The 19,812-nt window shown below is 55.9% G+C and carries 11 protein-coding genes, 2 tRNA genes, 3 rRNA genes and 1 pseudogene; 10 read left to right on the forward strand and 7 right to left on the reverse strand.

The annotated features are described in order from the left end of the window. Positions 1 to 317 precede the first annotated feature (317 nt). From H4V96_RS00005 to rrf, 5 genes are all read left to right on the forward strand, one after another. Positions 318 to 1,848: ribosomal RNA gene (locus H4V96_RS00005) — 16S ribosomal RNA — on the forward strand. A 98-nt stretch (positions 1,849 to 1,946) separates the two neighbouring features. Next, positions 1,947 to 2,023 (forward strand) — tRNA-Ile (locus H4V96_RS00010). Positions 2,024 to 2,091: 68 nt separating this feature from the next. After that, positions 2,092 to 2,167 (forward strand) — tRNA-Ala (locus tag H4V96_RS00015). 246 nt (positions 2,168 to 2,413) lie between these two features. Next, a 23S ribosomal RNA gene (locus H4V96_RS00020) occupies positions 2,414 to 5,391 on the forward strand. Between the two features lie 137 nt (positions 5,392 to 5,528). Next, positions 5,529 to 5,641, forward strand: a 5S ribosomal RNA gene (gene rrf, locus H4V96_RS00025). The 16S, 23S and 5S rRNA genes sit together here with 2 tRNA genes alongside, the layout of an rRNA operon. A 172-nt stretch (positions 5,642 to 5,813) precedes the next feature. Here the strand turns inward: rrf and H4V96_RS00030 are convergent. From H4V96_RS00030 to H4V96_RS00040, 3 genes are all read right to left on the reverse strand, one after another. Next, positions 5,814 to 6,125, reverse strand: coding sequence for a hypothetical protein (locus tag H4V96_RS00030; RefSeq protein WP_010394047.1), 312 nt, complete (start codon positions 6,123 to 6,125; stop codon positions 5,814 to 5,816). A 121-nt stretch (positions 6,126 to 6,246) separates the two neighbouring features. After that, positions 6,247 to 6,870, reverse strand: a complete 624-nt coding sequence (locus H4V96_RS00035; RefSeq protein ID WP_010394049.1) for a TetR/AcrR family transcriptional regulator — start codon at positions 6,868 to 6,870, stop codon at positions 6,247 to 6,249. Positions 6,871 to 7,318: 448 nt separating this feature from the next. Next, positions 7,319 to 7,651 (reverse strand): hypothetical protein, encoded by a 333-nt coding sequence (locus H4V96_RS00040; protein ID WP_029496098.1) that lies wholly within the window; start codon positions 7,649 to 7,651, stop codon positions 7,319 to 7,321. A gap of 435 nt (positions 7,652 to 8,086) precedes the next feature. Here H4V96_RS00040 and H4V96_RS00045 point away from each other — a divergent pair, with 435 nt between their 5' ends. Together H4V96_RS00045 and H4V96_RS00050 are read left to right on the forward strand one after the other, a co-directional pair. Continuing rightward, on the forward strand, positions 8,087 to 9,100 hold the full coding sequence (locus tag H4V96_RS00045) for a substrate-binding domain-containing protein (RefSeq protein WP_029496099.1): 1,014 nt from the start codon (positions 8,087 to 8,089) through the stop codon (positions 9,098 to 9,100). Between the two features lie 63 nt (positions 9,101 to 9,163). Further along, a pseudogene (locus tag H4V96_RS00050) lies at positions 9,164 to 10,533 on the forward strand (IS3 family transposase). A gap of 84 nt (positions 10,534 to 10,617) precedes the next feature. Here the strand turns inward: H4V96_RS00050 and H4V96_RS00055 are convergent. The 3 genes from H4V96_RS00055 to H4V96_RS00065 form a co-directional block, all read right to left on the reverse strand. After that, positions 10,618 to 14,214 (reverse strand): indolepyruvate ferredoxin oxidoreductase family protein, encoded by a 3,597-nt coding sequence (locus H4V96_RS00055; RefSeq protein WP_196856919.1) that lies wholly within the window; start codon positions 14,212 to 14,214, stop codon positions 10,618 to 10,620. A gap of 241 nt (positions 14,215 to 14,455) precedes the next feature. Beyond that, a complete protein-coding gene (locus H4V96_RS00060; protein ID WP_196856920.1) occupies positions 14,456 to 15,502 on the reverse strand; it encodes a hypothetical protein in 1,047 nt (348 codons plus the stop codon). 191 nt (positions 15,503 to 15,693) lie between these two features. After that, positions 15,694 to 16,629, reverse strand: a complete 936-nt coding sequence (locus H4V96_RS00065; protein ID WP_029496100.1) for a LysR substrate-binding domain-containing protein — start codon at positions 16,627 to 16,629, stop codon at positions 15,694 to 15,696. A 175-nt stretch (positions 16,630 to 16,804) separates the two neighbouring features. Here H4V96_RS00065 and H4V96_RS00070 point away from each other — a divergent pair, with 175 nt between their 5' ends. Further along, the gene (locus H4V96_RS00070) at positions 16,805 to 18,031 is read left to right on the forward strand and encodes an HD-GYP domain-containing protein (RefSeq protein WP_029496101.1); all 1,227 of its coding nucleotides are present in this window, start codon (positions 16,805 to 16,807) and stop codon (positions 18,029 to 18,031) included. Positions 18,032 to 18,101: 70 nt separating this feature from the next. Here H4V96_RS00070 and H4V96_RS00075 read toward each other — a convergent pair whose 3' ends face one another. Continuing rightward, positions 18,102 to 19,148 carry a GGDEF domain-containing protein gene (locus H4V96_RS00075; protein WP_196856921.1) on the reverse strand — a complete coding sequence of 349 codons (1,047 nt, stop codon included), beginning with the start codon at positions 19,146 to 19,148 and terminating at the stop codon, positions 18,102 to 18,104. Positions 19,149 to 19,351: 203 nt separating this feature from the next. Between H4V96_RS00075 and H4V96_RS00080 the strand changes: the two genes are divergently transcribed. Continuing rightward, positions 19,352 to 19,609, forward strand: a complete 258-nt coding sequence (locus tag H4V96_RS00080) for a hypothetical protein (RefSeq protein WP_196856922.1) — start codon at positions 19,352 to 19,354, stop codon at positions 19,607 to 19,609. Positions 19,610 to 19,629: 20 nt separating this feature from the next. Continuing rightward, positions 19,630 to 19,812 carry a Flp family type IVb pilin gene (locus tag H4V96_RS00085; RefSeq protein ID WP_010394067.1) on the forward strand — a complete coding sequence of 61 codons (183 nt, stop codon included), beginning with the start codon at positions 19,630 to 19,632 and terminating at the stop codon, positions 19,810 to 19,812.

Raw genomic sequence — 19,812 nt, forward strand, 5'->3', positions numbered from 1 at the left:
AAAAAAGAAGGTTGACGGATTTAGCGAAATGCTTCATACTCTTTCTTCTTCGCAGCTGACAAACACAACGCTTTGTCGATAGCGCGAGAGTGGTAAATAAGTAGTACCGAATACGTTCTTTAACAATTAACAGTCGATAAGTGTGGGCATTTGATGTAAGTGCAGCAGCGATCTTCGGATCGCTGTAAAACTTAAAATATCAAATGTTCACAAGAAATAATGAAATAGGCGCTACGAAAGTAGTGGCCTGTCAGTTTTTTGAGTGAGCGACCCATCAGCAATGATGGTGCCGGTAAAACGGCAAAGTAACAGAGATTAAACTGAAGAGTTTGATCCTGGCTCAGATTGAACGCTGGCGGCATGCCTTACACATGCAAGTCGAACGGCAGCACGGAGCTTGCTCTGGTGGCGAGTGGCGAACGGGTGAGTAATATATCGGAACGTACCCTAGAGTGGGGGATAACGTAGCGAAAGTTACGCTAATACCGCATACGATCTAAGGATGAAAGTGGGGGATCGCAAGACCTCATGCTCGTGGAGCGGCCGATATCTGATTAGCTAGTTGGTAGGGTAAAAGCCTACCAAGGCATCGATCAGTAGCTGGTCTGAGAGGACGACCAGCCACACTGGAACTGAGACACGGTCCAGACTCCTACGGGAGGCAGCAGTGGGGAATTTTGGACAATGGGCGAAAGCCTGATCCAGCAATGCCGCGTGAGTGAAGAAGGCCTTCGGGTTGTAAAGCTCTTTTGTCAGGGAAGAAACGGTGAGAGCTAATATCTTTTGCTAATGACGGTACCTGAAGAATAAGCACCGGCTAACTACGTGCCAGCAGCCGCGGTAATACGTAGGGTGCAAGCGTTAATCGGAATTACTGGGCGTAAAGCGTGCGCAGGCGGTTTTGTAAGTCTGATGTGAAATCCCCGGGCTCAACCTGGGAATTGCATTGGAGACTGCAAGGCTAGAATCTGGCAGAGGGGGGTAGAATTCCACGTGTAGCAGTGAAATGCGTAGATATGTGGAGGAACACCGATGGCGAAGGCAGCCCCCTGGGTCAAGATTGACGCTCATGCACGAAAGCGTGGGGAGCAAACAGGATTAGATACCCTGGTAGTCCACGCCCTAAACGATGTCTACTAGTTGTCGGGTCTTAATTGACTTGGTAACGCAGCTAACGCGTGAAGTAGACCGCCTGGGGAGTACGGTCGCAAGATTAAAACTCAAAGGAATTGACGGGGACCCGCACAAGCGGTGGATGATGTGGATTAATTCGATGCAACGCGAAAAACCTTACCTACCCTTGACATGGCTGGAATCCTGAAGAGATTTGGGAGTGCTCGAAAGAGAGCCAGTACACAGGTGCTGCATGGCTGTCGTCAGCTCGTGTCGTGAGATGTTGGGTTAAGTCCCGCAACGAGCGCAACCCTTGTCATTAGTTGCTACGAAAGGGCACTCTAATGAGACTGCCGGTGACAAACCGGAGGAAGGTGGGGATGACGTCAAGTCCTCATGGCCCTTATGGGTAGGGCTTCACACGTCATACAATGGTACATACAGAGCGCCGCCAACCCGCGAGGGGGAGCTAATCGCAGAAAGTGTATCGTAGTCCGGATTGTAGTCTGCAACTCGACTGCATGAAGTTGGAATCGCTAGTAATCGCGGATCAGCATGTCGCGGTGAATACGTTCCCGGGTCTTGTACACACCGCCCGTCACACCATGGGAGCGGGTTTTACCAGAAGTAGGTAGCTTAACCGTAAGGAGGGCGCTTACCACGGTAGGATTCGTGACTGGGGTGAAGTCGTAACAAGGTAGCCGTATCGGAAGGTGCGGCTGGATCACCTCCTTTCTAGAGTTTGCACGAATCAGCAATGATTCACGCATCAAATGTTCACACTTATCGGCTGTTTAATTAAGAAGAAACAGTAGTCGTAGTAGCACCGCGTTGGGGCTGTAGCTCAGCTGGTTAGAGCACCGTGTTGATAACGCGGGGGTCGTTGGTTCGAGTCCAACCAGCCCTACCAGTAAATACAAACCCGGGGGTAAGGTGGACACTAGTCCAGCCAGACCTACCAGTAATGTAATACGCACAGGGGGATTAGCTCAGCTGGGAGAGCACCTGCTTTGCAAGCAGGGGGTCGTCGGTTCGATCCCGTCATCCTCCACCAATACTTTGAAAGTGCAAACGTAAGCCAGTCAACAAGACTGTGGTTTAGGTTTGATCTTTTAGCGATCAAAGCTGTTTCGTTCTTTAACAATCTGGAAGAAGTAAAGATTATTTATTGATCGGTTTGCCGTAAAAAGCAAATCGATGGGTAATGATTGTATGTATCAACAAACAAGCAACAACGTTGTACTTTCTTATCCCTGTAGCGCTCTTTGGTCACCTCGGTGAACAGAGGCTAACGTTATAGGGACAAGCGAATAAGTGCACATGGTGGATGCCTTGGCGATTACAGGCGATGAAGGACGTAGTAGCTTGCGATAAGCTGCGGGGAGTGAGCAAACACACTTTGATCCGCAGATTTCCGAATGGGGCAACCCACCCTTTTAGGGTATTGCATACTGAATACATAGGTATGCAAGGCGAACGCGGCGAACTGAAACATCTAAGTAGCTGCAGGAAAAGAAATCAACCGAGATTCCCAAAGTAGCGGCGAGCGAAATGGGAAGAGCCTGTACGTGATAGTCGGACCGATAACAGAATCCTCTGGAAATAGGAGCCATAGTGGGTGATAGCCCCGTATGTGAAATCGGACCGGTGATACTAAGCGTACGACAAGTAGGGCGGGACACGTGACATCCTGTCTGAATATGGGGGGACCATCCTCCAAGGCTAAATACTCGTAATCGACCGATAGTGAACCAGTACCGTGAGGGAAAGGCGAAAAGAACCCCGGAAGGGGAGTGAAATAGATCCTGAAACCGTGTGCATACAAACAGTAGGAGCGGACTTGTTCCGTGACTGCGTACCTTTTGTATAATGGGTCAGCGACTTACATTCAGTGGCAAGGTTAACCGCATAGGGAAGCCGTAGAGAAATCGAGTCCGAATAGGGCGATCAGTCGCTGGGTGTAGACCCGAAACCAAGTGATCTACTCATGGCCAGGATGAAGGTGCGGTAACACGCCCTGGAGGTCCGAACCCACTAATGTTGAAAAATTAGGGGATGAGCTGTGGGTAGGGGTGAAAGGCTAAACAAACTTGGAAATAGCTGGTTCTCTCCGAAAACTATTTAGGTAGTGCCTCAAGTATCACCATCGGGGGTAGAGCACTGTTATGGCTAGGGGGTCATTGCGACTTACCAAACCATTGCAAACTCCGAATACCGATGAGTGCGAGCTTGGGAGACAGACGTCGGGTGCTAACGTCCGGCGTCAAGAGGGAAACAACCCAGACCGCCAGCTAAGGTCCCAAAGATTGGCTAAGTGGAAAACGAAGTGGGAAGGCTAAAACAGTCAGGATGTTGGCTTAGAAGCAGCCATCATTTAAAGAAAGCGTAATAGCTCACTGATCGAGTCGTCCTGCGCGGAAGATGTAACGGGGCTAAGCCAGTCACCGAAGCTGCGGATATGTGCGCTCCTTTAAGCGCATTGATAAAGCAGAGCTGGGCAATACTTACTTGCGAAGCAAGTTAGTAGAGACCAAAGCTCTTGCGAACATCGAGTGTATTTAAAGGAGCGCACATATGGTAGGAGAGCGTTCTGTAAGCCTGCGAAGGTGTCTTGTAAAGGATGCTGGAGGTATCAGAAGTGCGAATGCTGACATGAGTAGCGATAATGGGGGTGAAAAGCCTCCACGCCGTAAGCCCAAGGTTTCCTGTTCAACGTTCATCGGAGCAGGGTGAGTCGGCCCCTAAGGCGAGGCAGAGATGCGTAGCTGATGGGAAGCAGGTTAATATTCCTGCACCGTCGTATGATGCGATGGGGGGACGGATCGCGGAAGGTTGTCCAACTGTTGGAATAGTTGGTTTTTGGCTCATAGAAGGCACTTAGGCAAATCCGGGTGCGCAATTCAAGGGGTTGAGACGAGTGAACTTGTTCACGAAGCAATCGGAAGTGGTTCCAAGAAAAGCCTCTAAGCTTCAGTCATACGAGACCGTACCGCAAACCGACACAGGTGGGCGAGATGAGTATTCTAAGGCGCTTGAGAGAACTCGGGAGAAGGAACTCGGCAAATTGGTACCGTAACTTCGGGAAAAGGTACGCCCCGGTAGCTTGATTGGTTTACTCCATGAGGGTGAAAGGGTTGCAATAAACTGGTGGCTGCGACTGTTTAATAAAAACACAGCACTCTGCAAACACGAAAGTGGACGTATAGGGTGTGACGCCTGCCCGGTGCTGGAAGATTAAATGATGGGGTGCAAGCTCTTGATTGAAGTCCCAGTAAACGGCGGCCGTAACTATAACGGTCCTAAGGTAGCGAAATTCCTTGTCGGGTAAGTTCCGACCTGCACGAATGGCGTAACGATGGCCACACTGTCTCCTCCCGAGACTCAGCGAAGTTGAAATGTTTGTGATGATGCAATCTACCCGCGGCTAGACGGAAAGACCCCATGAACCTTTACTGTAGCTTTGCATTGGACTTTGAACCAATCTGTGTAGGATAGGTGGGAGGCTTTGAAGCGGGGACGCTAGTTCTCGTGGAGCCAACCTTGAAATACCACCCTGGTTTGTTTGAGGTTCTAACCTTGGTCCGTTATCCGGATCGGGGACAGTGCATGGTAGGCAGTTTGACTGGGGCGGTCTCCTCCTAAAGTGTAACGGAGGAGTTCGAAGGTACGCTAGATACGGTCGGACATCGTGTTGATAGTGCAATGGCATAAGCGTGCTTAACTGCGAGACTGACAAGTCGAGCAGGTACGAAAGTAGGACATAGTGATCCGGTGGTTCTGTATGGAAGGGCCATCGCTCAACGGATAAAAGGTACTCTGGGGATAACAGGCTGATTCCTCCCAAGAGTTCATATCGACGGGGGAGTTTGGCACCTCGATGTCGGCTCATCACATCCTGGGGCTGTAGCCGGTCCCAAGGGTATGGCTGTTCGCCATTTAAAGTGGTACGTGAGCTGGGTTTAAAACGTCGTGAGACAGTTTGGTCCCTATCTGCCGTGGGCGTTGGAAATTTGAAGGGGGCTGCTCCTAGTACGAGAGGACCGGAGTGGACGAACCTCTGGTGTACCGGTTGTCACGCCAGTGGCATTGCCGGGTAGCTAAGTTCGGAAGAGATAACCGCTGAAAGCATCTAAGCGGGAAACTTGCCTTGAGATGAGATTTCCCAGAGCCTTGAGCTCTTTGAAGGGTCGTTCGAGACCAGGACGTTGATAGGCTGGGTGTGGAAGTGCAGTAATGCATTAAGCTAACCAGTACTAATTGCCCGTACGGCTTGTCCCTATAACCTTAGCAGGTACAGAGGATAAGACGGTACAACGTTGTGAGTTTGTTGATACCATTCATTACCCAAAAATCTTTGCTTCTTCCAGATTCAGGCTTTGTCGTCCTACAGGAGACAAATGCCAGTACAAGTTATGCCTGATGACCATAGCAAGTTGGTCCCACCCCTTCCCATCCCGAACAGGACCGTGAAACAACTTTGCGCCGATGATAGTGCTGCAACCAGTGTGAAAGTAGGTTATCGTCAGGCTTGTTATTTGGTGCAACAGCTCCCGGCTGTTGCACCTAGAGAAAAACCCTGCCAGCAATGGTGGGGTTTTTTTTCGTCTGCCGGTTTTAGTAAAAGCAGCGCTATGCGCTGCCTTTGTCATGTGTGAAACCGGTCACCATCGAGGCGTGCGCTGTGCGCACGGGGGCTTGACTCAGGAGGGTTTGCCGCCCTTGAGCCGCTGCAGCAGCGTGTCCACGCTGTCGCTGACGGGCAAGCCGTGGCGGCGCAGTAGTTGCACGTGCAATACGAGGTTTTCCAGCACCAGCTTGGCCGCCACCGCCAGCAGGGCCAGGTTGCGGTCTTCCGGGCTGAAACTTTCCATGGCATCGGCCATCTCGCACAGGTGGTTGGCGATCAGGCCGCGCAATTCCTGCTCGTCAAAGGGCAGGTCGGCAAAATCGATGGGATCGGCCACTTCCACTTCCTGCATCAGCACGGCTAGTTCTTCCGGGGTAATCGTCATGCCTGGCCTCCTTGTTTACGCTGTTCTATTTTATGCCATGCGTCTTTGTATTGTCGGCAGTCTGGCATTGCGGAGATGAGGAAGAACATCGGCAGGCGGTGTCTGCCCAGTTGCCGCCTGTTTATGCAGTCGGTTTTGCCACGCTGTAGTAGCACAGGAAGATGTCGACAGCCAGTTGCGTCACTTCGTGTTGGCGTGCCGGGCCCAGCAAAGGTTCACCTAGGGTGATTTGCGGCCAGAATGCAAAGGTCTTCAGTGGCGACATCAGCAGGTGTGCCACTTCCAGCGTGTCGCCCGCCTTGATGCGCCCATCTTGCTGCGCCGCACGGATCCAGATATTGAGGCCTGTTTCCTTTTCATTCAGGCGTGCCACCATCGCTTGCGCACGCTCGGGCGAGTGGATGGTTTCGCCACAGATGACACGTGCTAGGTCGATGAATGCCGGGTCGCATAGCAAGACCATTTTCTGCTCGACCAAGGCCAGCACCTGCGGTCGCAGTGGCTGGTCCGCGACGTAGGGTACGGCAGGCTGTGCCACGATGCTTTCCCACATACGCTGCAGGATTTCCGCGAACAAACCGTCTTTGCTGGGAAAATGGTTGTATACGGTGCGCTTGGAAACGGCGGCCGTGGCGGCGATCTTGTCCATGCTGGTCGCGTCAAAACCGTGCTCGCGAAACTCGGCGATGGCGGCATCGACGATGGCGACGCGCTTGCGGTCGGTGAGGCGTTGCGGTGCGGCCATGGCGGGAAATCTCCTTTGAAAACAATATTTTACACCTCTCGGTTTACTTTGCCAGAAATGGGAACTGTACTGTGTAGTGCAACTTTATCCCTGTGTTTTATTCATTGCTCGTATAGGCATGCAGCGCAGCTTAGTCTTCGGGTTCCTGATCGTCATGCGTGCTGGCACCTTGCACACTGGGCCAGTGGCACCAACTTCTTCCCCAAGCTCGTCGTTACAACGCCACGCAGGCAAGTTGCACAATTCCGTGCAGATGCACAAGCTCGGTACGGTAGCAATGTTCAAGCTGATATGGATCTGGTTTGTTGCGATAAGCCCGACAGCACGCCGCCGGCCCCTGTCGTGCCCGTGCAGACGCTGAGCTAGGCGGTCGACTTGACGTAGCCAAAGAAGGGGAATAAATGGTGGTTGGCGATGCTGGAAGAGGAGATGGCCCGGTAAGAACGGCTCAGGCCGTCACATTGATCAGGCGGCCCAGACTCTGGCCATAACTGTTCAGCTGGGGCGCGCTTTTCGGCGCTGCCTGGCTCAGTTGTTGCGGTATGGCCACTTTGATCGCTTGGTCCAACTGCGGCGCCTTGACGATGCGCGTGTCGCTGTCCTGGGCTTGCCGGCTGCTGCGCTGTGTCCGGCTCAAGGTTTCCTGTTCCCGCGCCAGCGATTGGCGGCTTTGCGCCAGCTGTTCACTGTCGCGCTGTACCTGGTTCTGGCCTTGCTCGACCTTGCGCTGTGCCGTGGCCAGCGAGGCTTGCAGATTATTGACGGACGTTAGCGTGACCATATTGTTCACCTTTGAAAGTAGGCCCAGGCGTGCGCAGAGGGGGAAGGGCAGGCCGGTGAGGCGCGACATGTCGCCAGATAATATTTACCTGCATCAAGACTAGGATAGATTCTCGCATAGTTCCAGTTAATTATGCTTTCTTGATAATTTTATTGTGCACGTCTTGTGTTGCCAAAATAGCATTTTTAAGTCAGTGCGCATCTTTTTAAAGTGAGCACACGCTGTCGCTCATAGCTACTGGCTGTATGTCATCGTCGCTGCCATTTTGTGGACGCAGCGAAAATGGCGCGCGTCAAAAGCTCCTCTTCAGCGTGTCAATATGTTGTTGTTTTTTTACCATTGTGGTGCTCGGTAATGCCCGGCCTGCTTAGCGCCCTGGGCTATAATTGTCGGCTAGAGTTGGTTTCTTTTGCCATACAGACAGGTAGTTAATACATGAATCTCAAGAGCCTCGCAATTGCCCTCGGCATGTCGAAAACGACAGTCAGCCGGGCGTTGAACGGCTATCCGGAAGTCAATTCCCGCACCCGTGAAATCGTCCTGGCCGCAGCCAAGAAAGTCGGCTACCGGCCCAATCCGCTGGCGCGCAGCCTGGCCGTTGGCCGTACCAATGTGCTGGGCATGATCTATCCCTTGCTGCCCAGCGACCTGGGCGACAGCGTCTTTCTTTCCGTGGTCAATGGCATGTCAGACGCAGTCGAAGCGTCGAAGATGAGCCTCATTATCGCCCCCGTGTCGCCGCCGAACGAACAGCCCTCATATGAAACGATGGTGCGCGGACGCCAGGTCGATGGCCTGGTGGTGGGCCGCACCAAGGTGATCGATGAGCGCATCGCGTATTTGACCAAGGTGGGTTTTCCCTTTGTGGCCAATGGCCGCACGCGCATCGACGCGCCGTACGCGTATTTTGACTACGACCATGACACGGGCATCGACCTGGCCGTGTCCTTCCTGACGGCACACGGCCACCAGCGCATCGCCCTGCTGAGCGCGCCGCTGGAATTGCATTTCGCCTACGAGCGTAAGGAAAGCTTTATCCGCTGCATGGCGCAGGCGGGCTTGCCGCTGGACCCCAATTATCTGCTCGACAATACCTTCGATCGCCGCAGCGGCTACCAGGCCATGCAGCAATTACTGGCTTGCTCGCCGCGTCCCACGGCCGTGATCGTCGACAACCATTTGTCCGGCGTAGGCGTGGTGCGCGCTCTGATGGATGCGGGCATCGAGATCGGCAAGGAAATCTCCGTCATCGTCTGGGGCAATGTGGAAGACACCTTGATCGGCATCAACGTCACCACCATAGCCCAGCCCGACCTGCGCCGCGCCGGCGCCAAGATGGTCGAAATGCTGCAATCCTTGCTGGCCGGCACGCCGCCGGAAAAGCTGCAGGAAATCTGGCAACCGGTGCTGTTGCCGGGGGCGACGGTGGGACGTTGTCCCGACGCATAAAAAAACGCAGAGCCGAGGTGAACTGACCCCAATAAGTTGGACACCAACCTATTGGGGTTTTTCATGTCGAAGTACGCAGAACAGTTCAAGCTGGCAGTGGTCAAGCAATACCTTGCCGGCGCGAGTGGTTTCCAATTCTTGGCGAACCAGCATGGTGTTCCTTACTCCATGGTTCGCAAGTGGGTGGGACTATTTCGCCAGCATGGTGAGGACGGCTTGCGAAAGAAGTTCAGCCACTATGATGCAGACTTCAAGCTTTCGGTATTGCAACATATGTGGGCCAATGACTTGTCTTATGGCAAGACTGCTGCAGTTTTCAATATTCGGCATCATGCCGCCGTGGGCGTATGGGAGCGCTGCTATCATACGGGCGGTATAGACGCCCTCATGCCACGTCGCCGTGGCAGACCCACGAAAATGCCCAGCCCTCCAGACACAAAGCCATCTTTGCCCGTTAATGATTCAGAGCGTACCCACGAGGAGTTGGTCGCAGAGGTGAATCAGTTGCGCATGGAGGTGGCCTACCTAAAAAAGTTGCGGGCCTTAGTTCAATCACAGCAGCTACCGCAGGCGACAGCACGCAAAAAGCGCAAGTAATTATTGAACTAAGGCAGCACTTTCCCCTGGCTGGCCTGCTCAAGCTGGCCGGCTTGGCGCGCAGCACTTTTTACTATCAACAGAAGGCGGCGCAGGTCTGCGACAAGCATCAGGAACTGAAAAAGCAGATTGGCATCATCTTTGCCTTCCATAAGGGGCGCTACGGCTATCGGAGGGTCACAGCGGCGATTCGGCAGCTGGGCGAAAAGGTCAACCACAAGACCGTTCAAAGCATGATGGGCAAGCTCGGTCTCAAGTCACTGGTGCGGCCAAAGAAATACCGTTCGTACAAAGGCGAAGTAGGCCACGCTGCCCCTAACGTTCTGAAGCGGCAATTTGATGCACCATGCGCCAATCAGAAATGGGTCACCGACGTGACGGAATTCAATGTCTCTGGCGAGAAGCTGTATCTATCTCCGGTGATGGACTTGTACAACGGCGAAATCGTTGCATTTGAGACCGCCAGGCGGCCAGCGTTCGAACTGGTGGGTGTCATGCTCAAGAAGGCGCTGGCGAAGCTTAAAGCGGGCGAGAACCCCATTCTTCATTCGGACCAGGGATGGCAATACCGAATGCCTGCGTATCAGCGGGCGTTGCGGAACAAGCACGTTGTGCAAAGCATGTCGCGTAAGGGCAACTGCCTCGATAACGCGGCAATGGAGAGCTTCTTCGCAGTGCTGAAATCGGAGTTCTTTTACCTGAACAAATTCAGCAGCGTCGAAGAGCTACAAACCGGCATCAAGAAATACATTCACTACTATAATCACGACCGTATTAAGATGAAACTAAAAGGGCTGAGTCCCGTGCAATACAGAACCCAGCCCTTGGCCGCCTAACAAACTTAACCGTCCAACTTTACGGGGTCAGTTCAGAGGTCCGGCGTTTTTTATTCAAGCAGCGCTGGCTGCGGGTTTGCTAATTTACGCCACGTGCTTCCTGCCATCGGCCAGCACAGCCAACAATCTCACTTTGTCCTGGCGGTAGGTGGCGACGGCCGCTTCCTTGACGTGGCCGAAGCCGCGGATTTTCTCTGGCAGCGAAACCAGTTCCACGCAGGTCGCCAGGTTCTCCGCAGTCAGGTTGACCAGCAGGCCGGCCAGCAATTCGCGGTATTCGACGATCAGCGCGCGTTCCATCTTGCGCTCGTTTGTATAGCCGAAGACGTCGAAGGTGCCGCCGCGCAGACCCTTGGCTTTGGCCAGCAGCTTGAAGGCGCGCCACATCCAGGAACCGAACTCCGCTTTTACCAGATGCCCCTTCGCATCTTTCTTGGCAAACAGCGGCGGCGCCAGGTTGAATTTCACCGAAAAATTCCCTTCGAACTGCTGCTGCAATTGCTCCACGAAATGGCCATCCGTGTACAGGCGCGCCACTTCATACTCGTCCTTGTAGGCCAGCAATTTGAAATAGCTCTTGGCGACAGCCATCGACAGTTTCTGCCCCAGTCCCAGGGTGTTTTCCCGGTCGCGCACCTGTTTTACCAGGGTCAGATAACCGTCCGCGTACGTGGCGTTCTGGTAGGCGGTAAGGAACTCCACGCGCTTCTTGATGACGCTATCGAGGCTTTGCGGCATTTGCACAAGGATGGCTTGCGACGGCGTGGCGATCTGCGTGACACGACGCACGTCGATGGCGGCGCGGCGGCCCCACAGGAAACTTTTCTTGTTCGACTCTATACCCACGCCATTCAATTCGATGGCGCGCAGCAGCGCCGCTTCTGTCAATGGAATGCGGCCCTTTTGCCAGGCGTAGCCGAGCATGAACAGGTTGGCGGCAATCGAGTCGCCCATCAGCGCGGTAGCCAATTTGGTGGCGTCGATGAAGTCGGCCGCGTCGGCGCCGCCCACGGATTCTTCGATCAACTGGCGCACTTCCGCCGTCGGATATTGCCAGTCGGCATTCTGCGCAAACGTGCCCGGCGGTTGCTCGTGCAGGTTGACGACGGCCAGGCTGCGGCCAGGGCGCATCTTTGATACGGCATCGTGCGCGCCGGCCGTCAGCATGTCGCAGCCTAAAATCAGGTCCGCTTCACCCGTGGCGATGCGCTGGGCGCGGATGTGCGCGGGGGATTTTGCAATTTTCACGTGCGAGGTGACGGAACCGTTCTTTTGCGACATGCCCGTCATGTCCAGCACGGACGCGCCCTTGCCTTCCAGGTGGGCCGCCATGCCCATCAGCGCGCCCACGGTGATGACGCCCGTGCCGCCGATGCCATTGATGAGGATGTTATACGGTGCGTCGCAGGCGGGCAGGACGGGTTCCGGCAGGGGGCCGAAGTTGTCCGTCTCGCCCGTCTTGCCGGCACCCGTCTTGGTTTTCTTCAGGCTGCCGCCCTCGACGGTGACGAAGCTGGGGCAAAAACCCTTGGCGCACGAGTAATCCTTGTTGCACGAGGATTGATCGATGGTGCGCTTGCGTCCAAATTGCGTCTCTTTCGGCAAGATAGACACGCAGTTCGACTGCACGCCGCAGTCGCCACAGCCTTCGCAGACGGCATCGTTGATGACCATGCGTTTGGCGATGTCCGGATACTCGCCTTTTTTCCGGCGCCGGCGTTTCTCGGCCGCACAGGTCTGGTCGTAGATCAGCACGGACACGCCTTGCACCTCGCGCAATTCGCGCTGCACGGCATCCATGTCCTTGCGGTCATGCAAAGTCAGGTGCGCGGGCAAGTTGCTGCGGTCGCTGTAGCGGCTTAAATCTTCCGTCACCAGCGCGATGCGGGCGATGCCTTCGGCTGCCACTTGCTGCGCCATCATCGGCACGGTGATGAGGCCGTCCACCGGCTGGCCGCCCGTCATGGCGACGGCGTCGTTGTACAGAATCTTGTAGGTGATATTGACCTTGGCGGCTTGCGCGGCGCGGATGGCCAAGTAGCCCGAGTGGAAATACGTGCCGTCGCCCAAGTTCTGGAACACGTGCGGCAGTGTGGAAAACGCGGCTTGCCCGATCCACGGCGCGCCCTCGCCGCCCATGTGCGTGGTCAGCTTGTTCATTTCCGGGTAGATCGAGGTGGCCATCACGTGGCAGCCGATGCCAGCCAGGGCCAGGCTGCCGTCCGGCACCTTGGTCGAGGTATTGTGCGGGCAGCCGGAGCAGTAGAAGGCGGGACGGAATGGCGTATTCACGGCCTTTTTCAGGACCGCGTCCTTGGCGTCGAGGAAACTCAATCTCGCCTTGATCAGGTCGCAGGTGACGGGATCGGAAATCAGGCGCGCGATGCGACTGGCGATGACACGTGCCACTTGCGAGACGGAAAAGTCCACCTTGGAGGTGAGCAGCCATTCGCCGCGCGGCGCCACCCATTCGCCTTTTTCATCGAACTTGCCGATGACACGCGGACGCACGTCGTCGCGCCAGTTGTACAGCTGCTCTTTCAACTGGTATTCGACGATTTGGCGCTTCTCTTCCACCACGAGAATTTCATCGAGACCTTGCGCAAACTCACGCACGCTGTCCGGTTCCAGCGGCCACGGCATGGCCACCTTGAACAGGCGCATGCCGACAGCGGCCGCCATCTGCTCGTCGATGCCCAGCTCTTCCAGCGCTTCGAGCACGTCGAGATAGGACTTACCGGAAGCGATGATGCCCAGCTTGGCGTTCGGGCTGTCGATGGTGGTGTGGTTGAGCTTGTTTTCGCGCGCGTAGGCCAGGGCCGCATAGATCTTGTAGTCCTGCATCAGCGCTTCCTGATTGCGCGCCTGCTGGCCCAGCGGGATGCTCGACAGGCGTGCGTTCAGGCCGCCTTCGGGCATGACGAAATCCTGCGGAATTTTCACTTCTACGCGGAACGGATCGGCATCGATGGAAGCCGACGACTCGACCGTATCGGCCAGCGCCTTGAAGGCTACCGTGCAGCCGGAAAAGCGTGACATGGCCCAGCCGTGGATGCCCAGGTCCAGATATTCCTGCACATTGCAAGGATACAAGACGGGGATCATTGAGGCAGAGAACAGATGGTCGGATTGGTGCGGCAGGGTCGACGAATACGCGCCATGGTCGTCGCCGGCCACCAGCAGCACGCCGCCCAGTTTTGACGTGCCTGCATGGTTCATGTGCTTGAAGACATCGCCGCAGCGGTCCACGCCCGGGCCCTTGCCGTACCACATGGCGAACACGCCGTCGTACTTGGCCGGGCCGATCAGATCGACTTGCTGCGAACCCCAGACGGCCGTGGCCGCCAAGTCTTCGTTGACGCCGGGCACGAACTGCACGTGGTGTGCTTCCAGCTGTTTCTTGGCTTTCCACAGGTTCTCGTCGAGGCCGCCTAAGGGCGAGCCACGGTAGCCGGAAATGAAGCCGGCCGTGTTGAGGCCAGCGGCCTGGTCGCGCAGGCGCTGCATCATGGGCAGGCGCACCAGGGCCTGGATGCCGGACAGGAAGATGGCGCCGGAAGTGGCCGTGTATTTGTCGTCGAGGCTGACGCTGGTCAAGCGGGAAGATTCAAGCGGTGTAGATGGCGCGGCACCGGCGTTTCTAGCGAACGCTGCGGAGCCGTTTTCCGTGGTCACGGACATGGCTGTCTCCAAAAGGGTGTTTCAGATAGCGGCTGTACCAGGGCCGCGCCCGGTAAGGCGCGCGCTGTGCAGACGGGATGGCCGCGTGTGGGCGGCACATAACTATATTAAATATAAAATAGTTAATGTGCTCAGTGTAGAACGCGCGTGGGGAAGGAGCAAATACGCTTTGGCGATGGGGGTATAAGAAAAAATGATGGCCTGCCTTGCGCTGCAAGACAGGCCATGCAGCAAGGCACGCTTAGGGCTGCGTCCAGTAAACGGGGCGAGCCCGCTGCGGGTGGGACGCAGGTGTCGCTTCCGGCAAGAGAAGATTGGTCGACTTCAGGGCCAGCGTCAGGGCCTGGGCGGCATCGATTCTGTCCACATTCGTTTTGTTGAACAGTCCTCTGGATAAACGCAGATACACAGGGGCGCCGCCGGCTTCGATATCCACGCTATACGGTTCTGTCGTGAAAGACACTTCGTATTTCCCGGGTACTAATTGCAAGGCAACGTAACTCTTGTAGACGGCATTATAAAAAGCGAAATTGGTTTTTTCTGGCAAGTGCTGTGCCTTCAGATGGTACGGACGCCCGTAATAAGCATCGCTGCTATGCTTGCTGATGTTGCTGTAGTCGTTGAAGATGATCAGGTTGGCTTTTGTATTCAGGGCCGTGCCGGGAGGTGCGACGGCCGGATCAGCTTCCATTGCCGTGCTGCGGAGCAAGCCGGCGGCGTCCCTGCGCTGCGCCTGGTTTTCTGCCAGTACAGGAATGAGTGCCCTGGAGATCGCCTCCGGTCCCATGGTCGGGCCAGTTTTTTCATCATAGTGATCGGAGAAAATGGCACTGGGAATATTCTGGATAGAGTGCCAGATCAACTTGTTGTCGAGGCGGTCAACGACAGCGATTTCGCTGCTCATGGTGAAGGAAAAAACGCAGGCGATGAAGCTGCAGCTTGACGTTGAGGAGACGTTTTCGATATGCCAATCGACGAGGGCGGCATAGCGGCGTCCCGTCGGGCTCGCTGGCAATGCCAGCGCGGTAGCCAGCGCGGAAGGCTGTTTTGCGCTCGACAACGAGGGGATGAACGCCAGTTTTTGCGTCGGATCTGCGGCCGCTTCGACCAGTGCGCGGCAGGTCCAGCTATGCAGCATGGAAGTATTGTCCATCGCTAAGACTTTACCGAACAGGTTCTTGGTGGTGGCTGGCGTGCATTCTTCCGGTGACATGAAGGCGATGACGTCGATATCCTCATTCTTGATAGGCTGGTTGATATCGCGCACCAGCAATTCGAAGGCGGGCATGGATGTTTCTGGTACGCCCGCCGTGGCGCCGTGCCATGTGCTAAGGGCGCCAGTGCAGACAAACAGGAAAGATAAGGTAGGGCGAAGGAATGGCATAAGGCATTATTATGAAATAGATAATGCAGCATGATATTTCCTTGTGGAAATAATTGATAGTGTTTTTAGTACTTTACTGCACTGCGTGCACGATGCTACGCGGATAGCACGTGCGCCCCCACCCAGCGTCCGCTGCCGCACAGCTCGGCGGCCACTTGCAGCACCAGGTTTTTGACGGCGTTGCCTGCATTCGTCAGGGGAATGTTCTTCGACGCGCACAGCGCCACCGTGCGCGACAGCACGGGGCTGTGGATGGCATAGCTGCGCATGGCGCCGCTGTCCAGTTCGGCCAGCAGGGGCGCGGCCGGCAGGATGGTGGCGCCCATGCCAGCCAGGATGGCCGATTTCAGGATGGCGATCGAGTTGATCTCGATCACGTTCGCTGTCTCCAGGCCCAGTTCGCGGGCGCGGCTGTCGATGCGCGGACGCACGCCATGCTGCAAGCCGGGCAGGATCAGGGTGGCGCGCAATGCCTGTGGGAACGATAGGGCCAGGCCCGCAGGCGCGAAGGGCGAATCGCTGCGGCAGATAAAACGCATCTCTTCTTCCACTAAAGGGCTGCAGGCAAAGGGCGTCAACTGGCCATCGTCAAACAGTACGGCCAGGTTGATGCGGCCCGATTTCAATTGTTCGTTCAGGTTGCCCGTGATCTCTTCCGTCAGCTGCAGCGTGATTTCGGGGTAGCGTTCGCGCGCGGCCAGCAGCAAGGGCAGGGCGAGCGCGCCGGAGATGCTATGCGGCAAGCCGAGGGTGACATTGCCGGACGGTCGCGTGGCGCTTTGCGTGACGGCTGAACGGGCGTCGGCCACCTGTTTCAGGATCGCCTGCGCGTGTTCGTAAAAGACCTTGCCCGCATCCGTGCTGAGCACCCCCTGGGCCGAGCGGTGCAGCAGCTGCACCCCCAGTTCTTCCTCCAGTTGGCGCAGCTGCTGCGTCAGGGCCGGCTGCGCCACATGCAGGATCAGGGCTGCGCGCGACAGCGAGCCATGGTCGACGATAGCAACAAAGTAGCGTAATTGGCGCAGTTCCATGGGTCCCAGAAGCGGTGCATGCGCCATTGCCCGGCAAGTTTGCCGACAACAGCGCGGTGACAGGAAAAAACACGATGTTGCGCCGCAGCGCCAAACGTGGCCAGCAGAATAACAATTTTGTTATACTCATTCTAGCGCCTTCGGTGTTCCAGGCGCGCATTTGTGGGATGACAGCATGCTCAAGAAAGTGGATTCGTCTCAGCTAAAAGTGGGTATGTATATCCACGACCTCAGTTGCGATTGGATGACGCATCCGTTCGTGCGCAACCGTTTCCTGTTGCGCAGCGACGAAGAAATCAGCAAGATTGTGCAAGCCGGCATCCACGACGTGGTGATCGATAGCGGCAAGGGCCTCGATGTGGAGGATGCGCCAACCGTCGCGCAGGCGCAGGCCGAGACGGAACGCGAACTGGTGCTGATCGCTACTGCGCCACAGGTGGTCACGCGCGTGTCGCTGGGCATGGAGCTGGCGCGCGCCGCCCAAGTGCGGCGGCAGGCATCGAGCCTGGTGCGCACGGTGATGGCCGATGTGCGCCTGGGCAAGGCCGTCGAGATCGACCGCGTGCAGCACACGGTGCAAGATATCACCGAATCGATCTTGCGCAATCCCGGTGCCTTGGTCGGCTTGTTGCGTATCAAGAGCAAGGACGATTACACCTTCTTGCATTCCGTTAGCGTATGCGCGCTACTGGTGGCGTTTTGCCGCTCGCGCGGTGTCGATAGTGCCACCACGCACCAGGCCGGCCTGGGCGGCTTGCTGCACGACACGGGCAAGGCGCTGGTGTCTGACAGCGTGCTGAACAAACCCGGCCCCCTGACGACGGAAGAATTTGCCCTGATCAAGCGCCATCCGCGCGATGGCTACGACATCCTGTGCCGCGTGCCCGAGCTGGGCCCGATTCCCCTCGACATCACCCTGCACCACCATGAGCGGCGCGACGGCAGCGGCTACCCCGACCAGTTGGCAGGTGATGCCATCAGCGAGTTGGCGCAGATGGCCGCCATCGTCGACGTGTATGACGCGCTGACGTCCGACCGCAGCTATCACAAGGGCATCGCCGCCGCCGAAGCCTTGCGCAAGATTTATGAATGGAGCAAATTCCATTTCAATCCTGTGTTTGCGCAGGATTTCATGCGCTGTGTGGGGATTTATCCGGTGGGCACCATGGTGATGCTGGAATCGGGCCGTCTGGCCGTCGTCATCGAGGCGCACGAGAGCAACCTGCTGGCGCCAAAGGTGAATGTATTTTTCAGTACCAAGAGCAATGCCTACATCAAGCCGGAAACGCTCGATTTGTCGCGCGGCTTCGGCTTCGGCGGCGGCGACAAGATCGTCGGCCATGAGTCGGCTGCCAAGTGGCAGGTCGATCCCATGCGCTTTCTCTCCCTTGCGGACGCCTGATCAGGTTTTTTTGTTTTTGACTGAGAGCGCCTGCAACGCCGCCATGGACGTTTTCTCAGGTGTTCAACACTCAAAAAAATTCCGCTGTGTCATTGGAGGCAATCGCCGACAACAGGCCCTTTTCGACCAGCTCGTCATAGTGGCAAGCCAGGTTGCGGCCATGGCTTTTCGCGTAGTACAGAGCCTGGTCGGCACGTCCGAGAATGATGACGGGCGCCTCGTAGGCATTGAGGCTGACGAAGCCCACGCTGACGGTCACTCTGCCCACTTGCGGGAAGTCGTGTGCTTCGACATTGGCGCGGAAGCGGTCGATGATTTTCTGCGCATTTTCCAGGGTGATCGAGCGCAGCAGCACGACGAATTCTTCGCCGCCGAAGCGGAAGATGCGATCTTGCGAGCGGAACGATGATTGCAGCTGGTTGGCGATCAGGATCAGCACTTCATCGCCATACAGGTGGCCAAACTTATCATTGACCATTTTGAAATGATCGACGTCGATCACGGCCAGCCATTGCCGTTCCATGTCCGTATGATGGCGCCGTTCTTCATCGACGGGACGCTGCTTCTCCGTTTCCTGTTCACCATGGTTTTGCAGGATTTTCGCCAGTTGGTCGTCGAAAGTCTTGCGATTTAACAAGCCGGTGAGTGAATCGCGTTCGCTGTAGTCGAGCAGGTTCTGGAAATTGCGGTACACGCTGACGATGCCCCCAATCACCTGGATGGTGGCGCCCGTGTAGGGTGTGGGGTTGGTGATTTCCAGGCAGGTGGTGACTTGGTCGCCGATCCAGATGGGCAGCCACAGCAAGTGCCGGCCGTCTGCGCACAAGGTGTCGGCGCTCACCTCATGGCACGCGATGCACGCGGCCAGCGCTGGATAGTCCGACAGCGGTTCCCCCGGCAGCGACGGATCGGGATTATCTTCCATGCGCGCCACGCTGCCGGCCACGATGACGGCCCGCGACCGCACGTATATCTTGCCCTGCAGGGGGGTGAGTGCCAGCACACGGGTCTGCGACGCGCAAGCGAGTTCCTGCACCGCCGATATCACCGAGATGTCGAGCATCGTGTGGTCGCGGTGCCCGGTCATGTCCACCATGTGTTTCAGTAGGGAATCCATTGTCGTTCTCTGAAAAGTAGTCACACAAGTGTTGTCATAACAGCATTGCGTCAAGCAAGAGCATGTTCGCGTCCGTCTACAAGAAAGCAAGATTTATTTGGTGGCATGACGCTCTTTACCGCAGGGCGAGAGGCCTTTCCAAAGGAGAGCTAAGCAGGATAATGTCTTTTTGCCTAATAGGCAATTAACGTATGCAATATTTCATGAAAATACATGAGATTCATGCGCCGCGTTGCAAAAAACTTGCCCTGACGAAGGCTTTCAATCCTGATCGCAGCATCTGTTCGCGTCAGGCTTCATTTCAACAAGGTTTGATAATTTCCATGTGGAAACTTGTGACGCGTCAATTTGCCAAAACGTGGGCGCTTTATAGTCTATGCAATGGCGCAGAAATTTACGGCAGGAAACATGTTAGCTGGAATGAGCAATGTTTTACACCCGATTGTGCCAGGGACTTGTGATTCACTTTTGGGAGTTTGTCATGCATACCTTCCTGTCGGCAGTACAGCAGTTTCTCAAGGATGAGGATGGCATTACGGCCATCGAATACGGCTTGATTGCGGCCGTGATGGCAACCGCTATTACGGCCGGTTTCTTGCTGATCAAGACCAATTTGCTGGCCGTCCTCACCGACATTTCGTCGAACCTGGTATTGACGCCCTAA

The sequence above is a fragment of the Janthinobacterium sp. CG_23.4 genome (genome assembly GCF_029892305.1).
Lineage (GTDB): Bacteria > Pseudomonadota > Gammaproteobacteria > Burkholderiales > Burkholderiaceae_D > Janthinobacterium > Janthinobacterium lividum_D.

Coding starts and splice junctions, on each gene's coding strand:
- H4V96_RS00045 (WP_029496099.1), top strand. CDS start 8,087: ATGAATCTCAAGAGCCTCGCAATTGCCCTCGGCATGTCGAAAACGACA.
- H4V96_RS00040 (WP_029496098.1), bottom strand. CDS start 7,651: ATGGTCACGCTAACGTCCGTCAATAATCTGCAAGCCTCGCTGGCCACG.
- H4V96_RS00055 (WP_196856919.1), bottom strand. CDS start 14,214: ATGTCCGTGACCACGGAAAACGGCTCCGCAGCGTTCGCTAGAAACGCC.
- H4V96_RS00035 (WP_010394049.1), bottom strand. CDS start 6,870: ATGGCCGCACCGCAACGCCTCACCGACCGCAAGCGCGTCGCCATCGTC.
- H4V96_RS00075 (WP_196856921.1), bottom strand. CDS start 19,148: ATGGATTCCCTACTGAAACACATGGTGGACATGACCGGGCACCGCGAC.
- H4V96_RS00070 (WP_029496101.1), top strand. CDS start 16,805: ATGCTCAAGAAAGTGGATTCGTCTCAGCTAAAAGTGGGTATGTATATC.
- H4V96_RS00060 (WP_196856920.1), bottom strand. CDS start 15,502: ATGCCCGCCTTCGAATTGCTGGTGCGCGATATCAACCAGCCTATCAAG.
- H4V96_RS00065 (WP_029496100.1), bottom strand. CDS start 16,629: ATGGAACTGCGCCAATTACGCTACTTTGTTGCTATCGTCGACCATGGC.
- H4V96_RS00085 (WP_010394067.1), top strand. CDS start 19,630: ATGCATACCTTCCTGTCGGCAGTACAGCAGTTTCTCAAGGATGAGGAT.
- H4V96_RS00030 (WP_010394047.1), bottom strand. CDS start 6,125: ATGACGATTACCCCGGAAGAACTAGCCGTGCTGATGCAGGAAGTGGAA.
- H4V96_RS00080 (WP_196856922.1), top strand. CDS start 19,352: ATGAAAATACATGAGATTCATGCGCCGCGTTGCAAAAAACTTGCCCTG.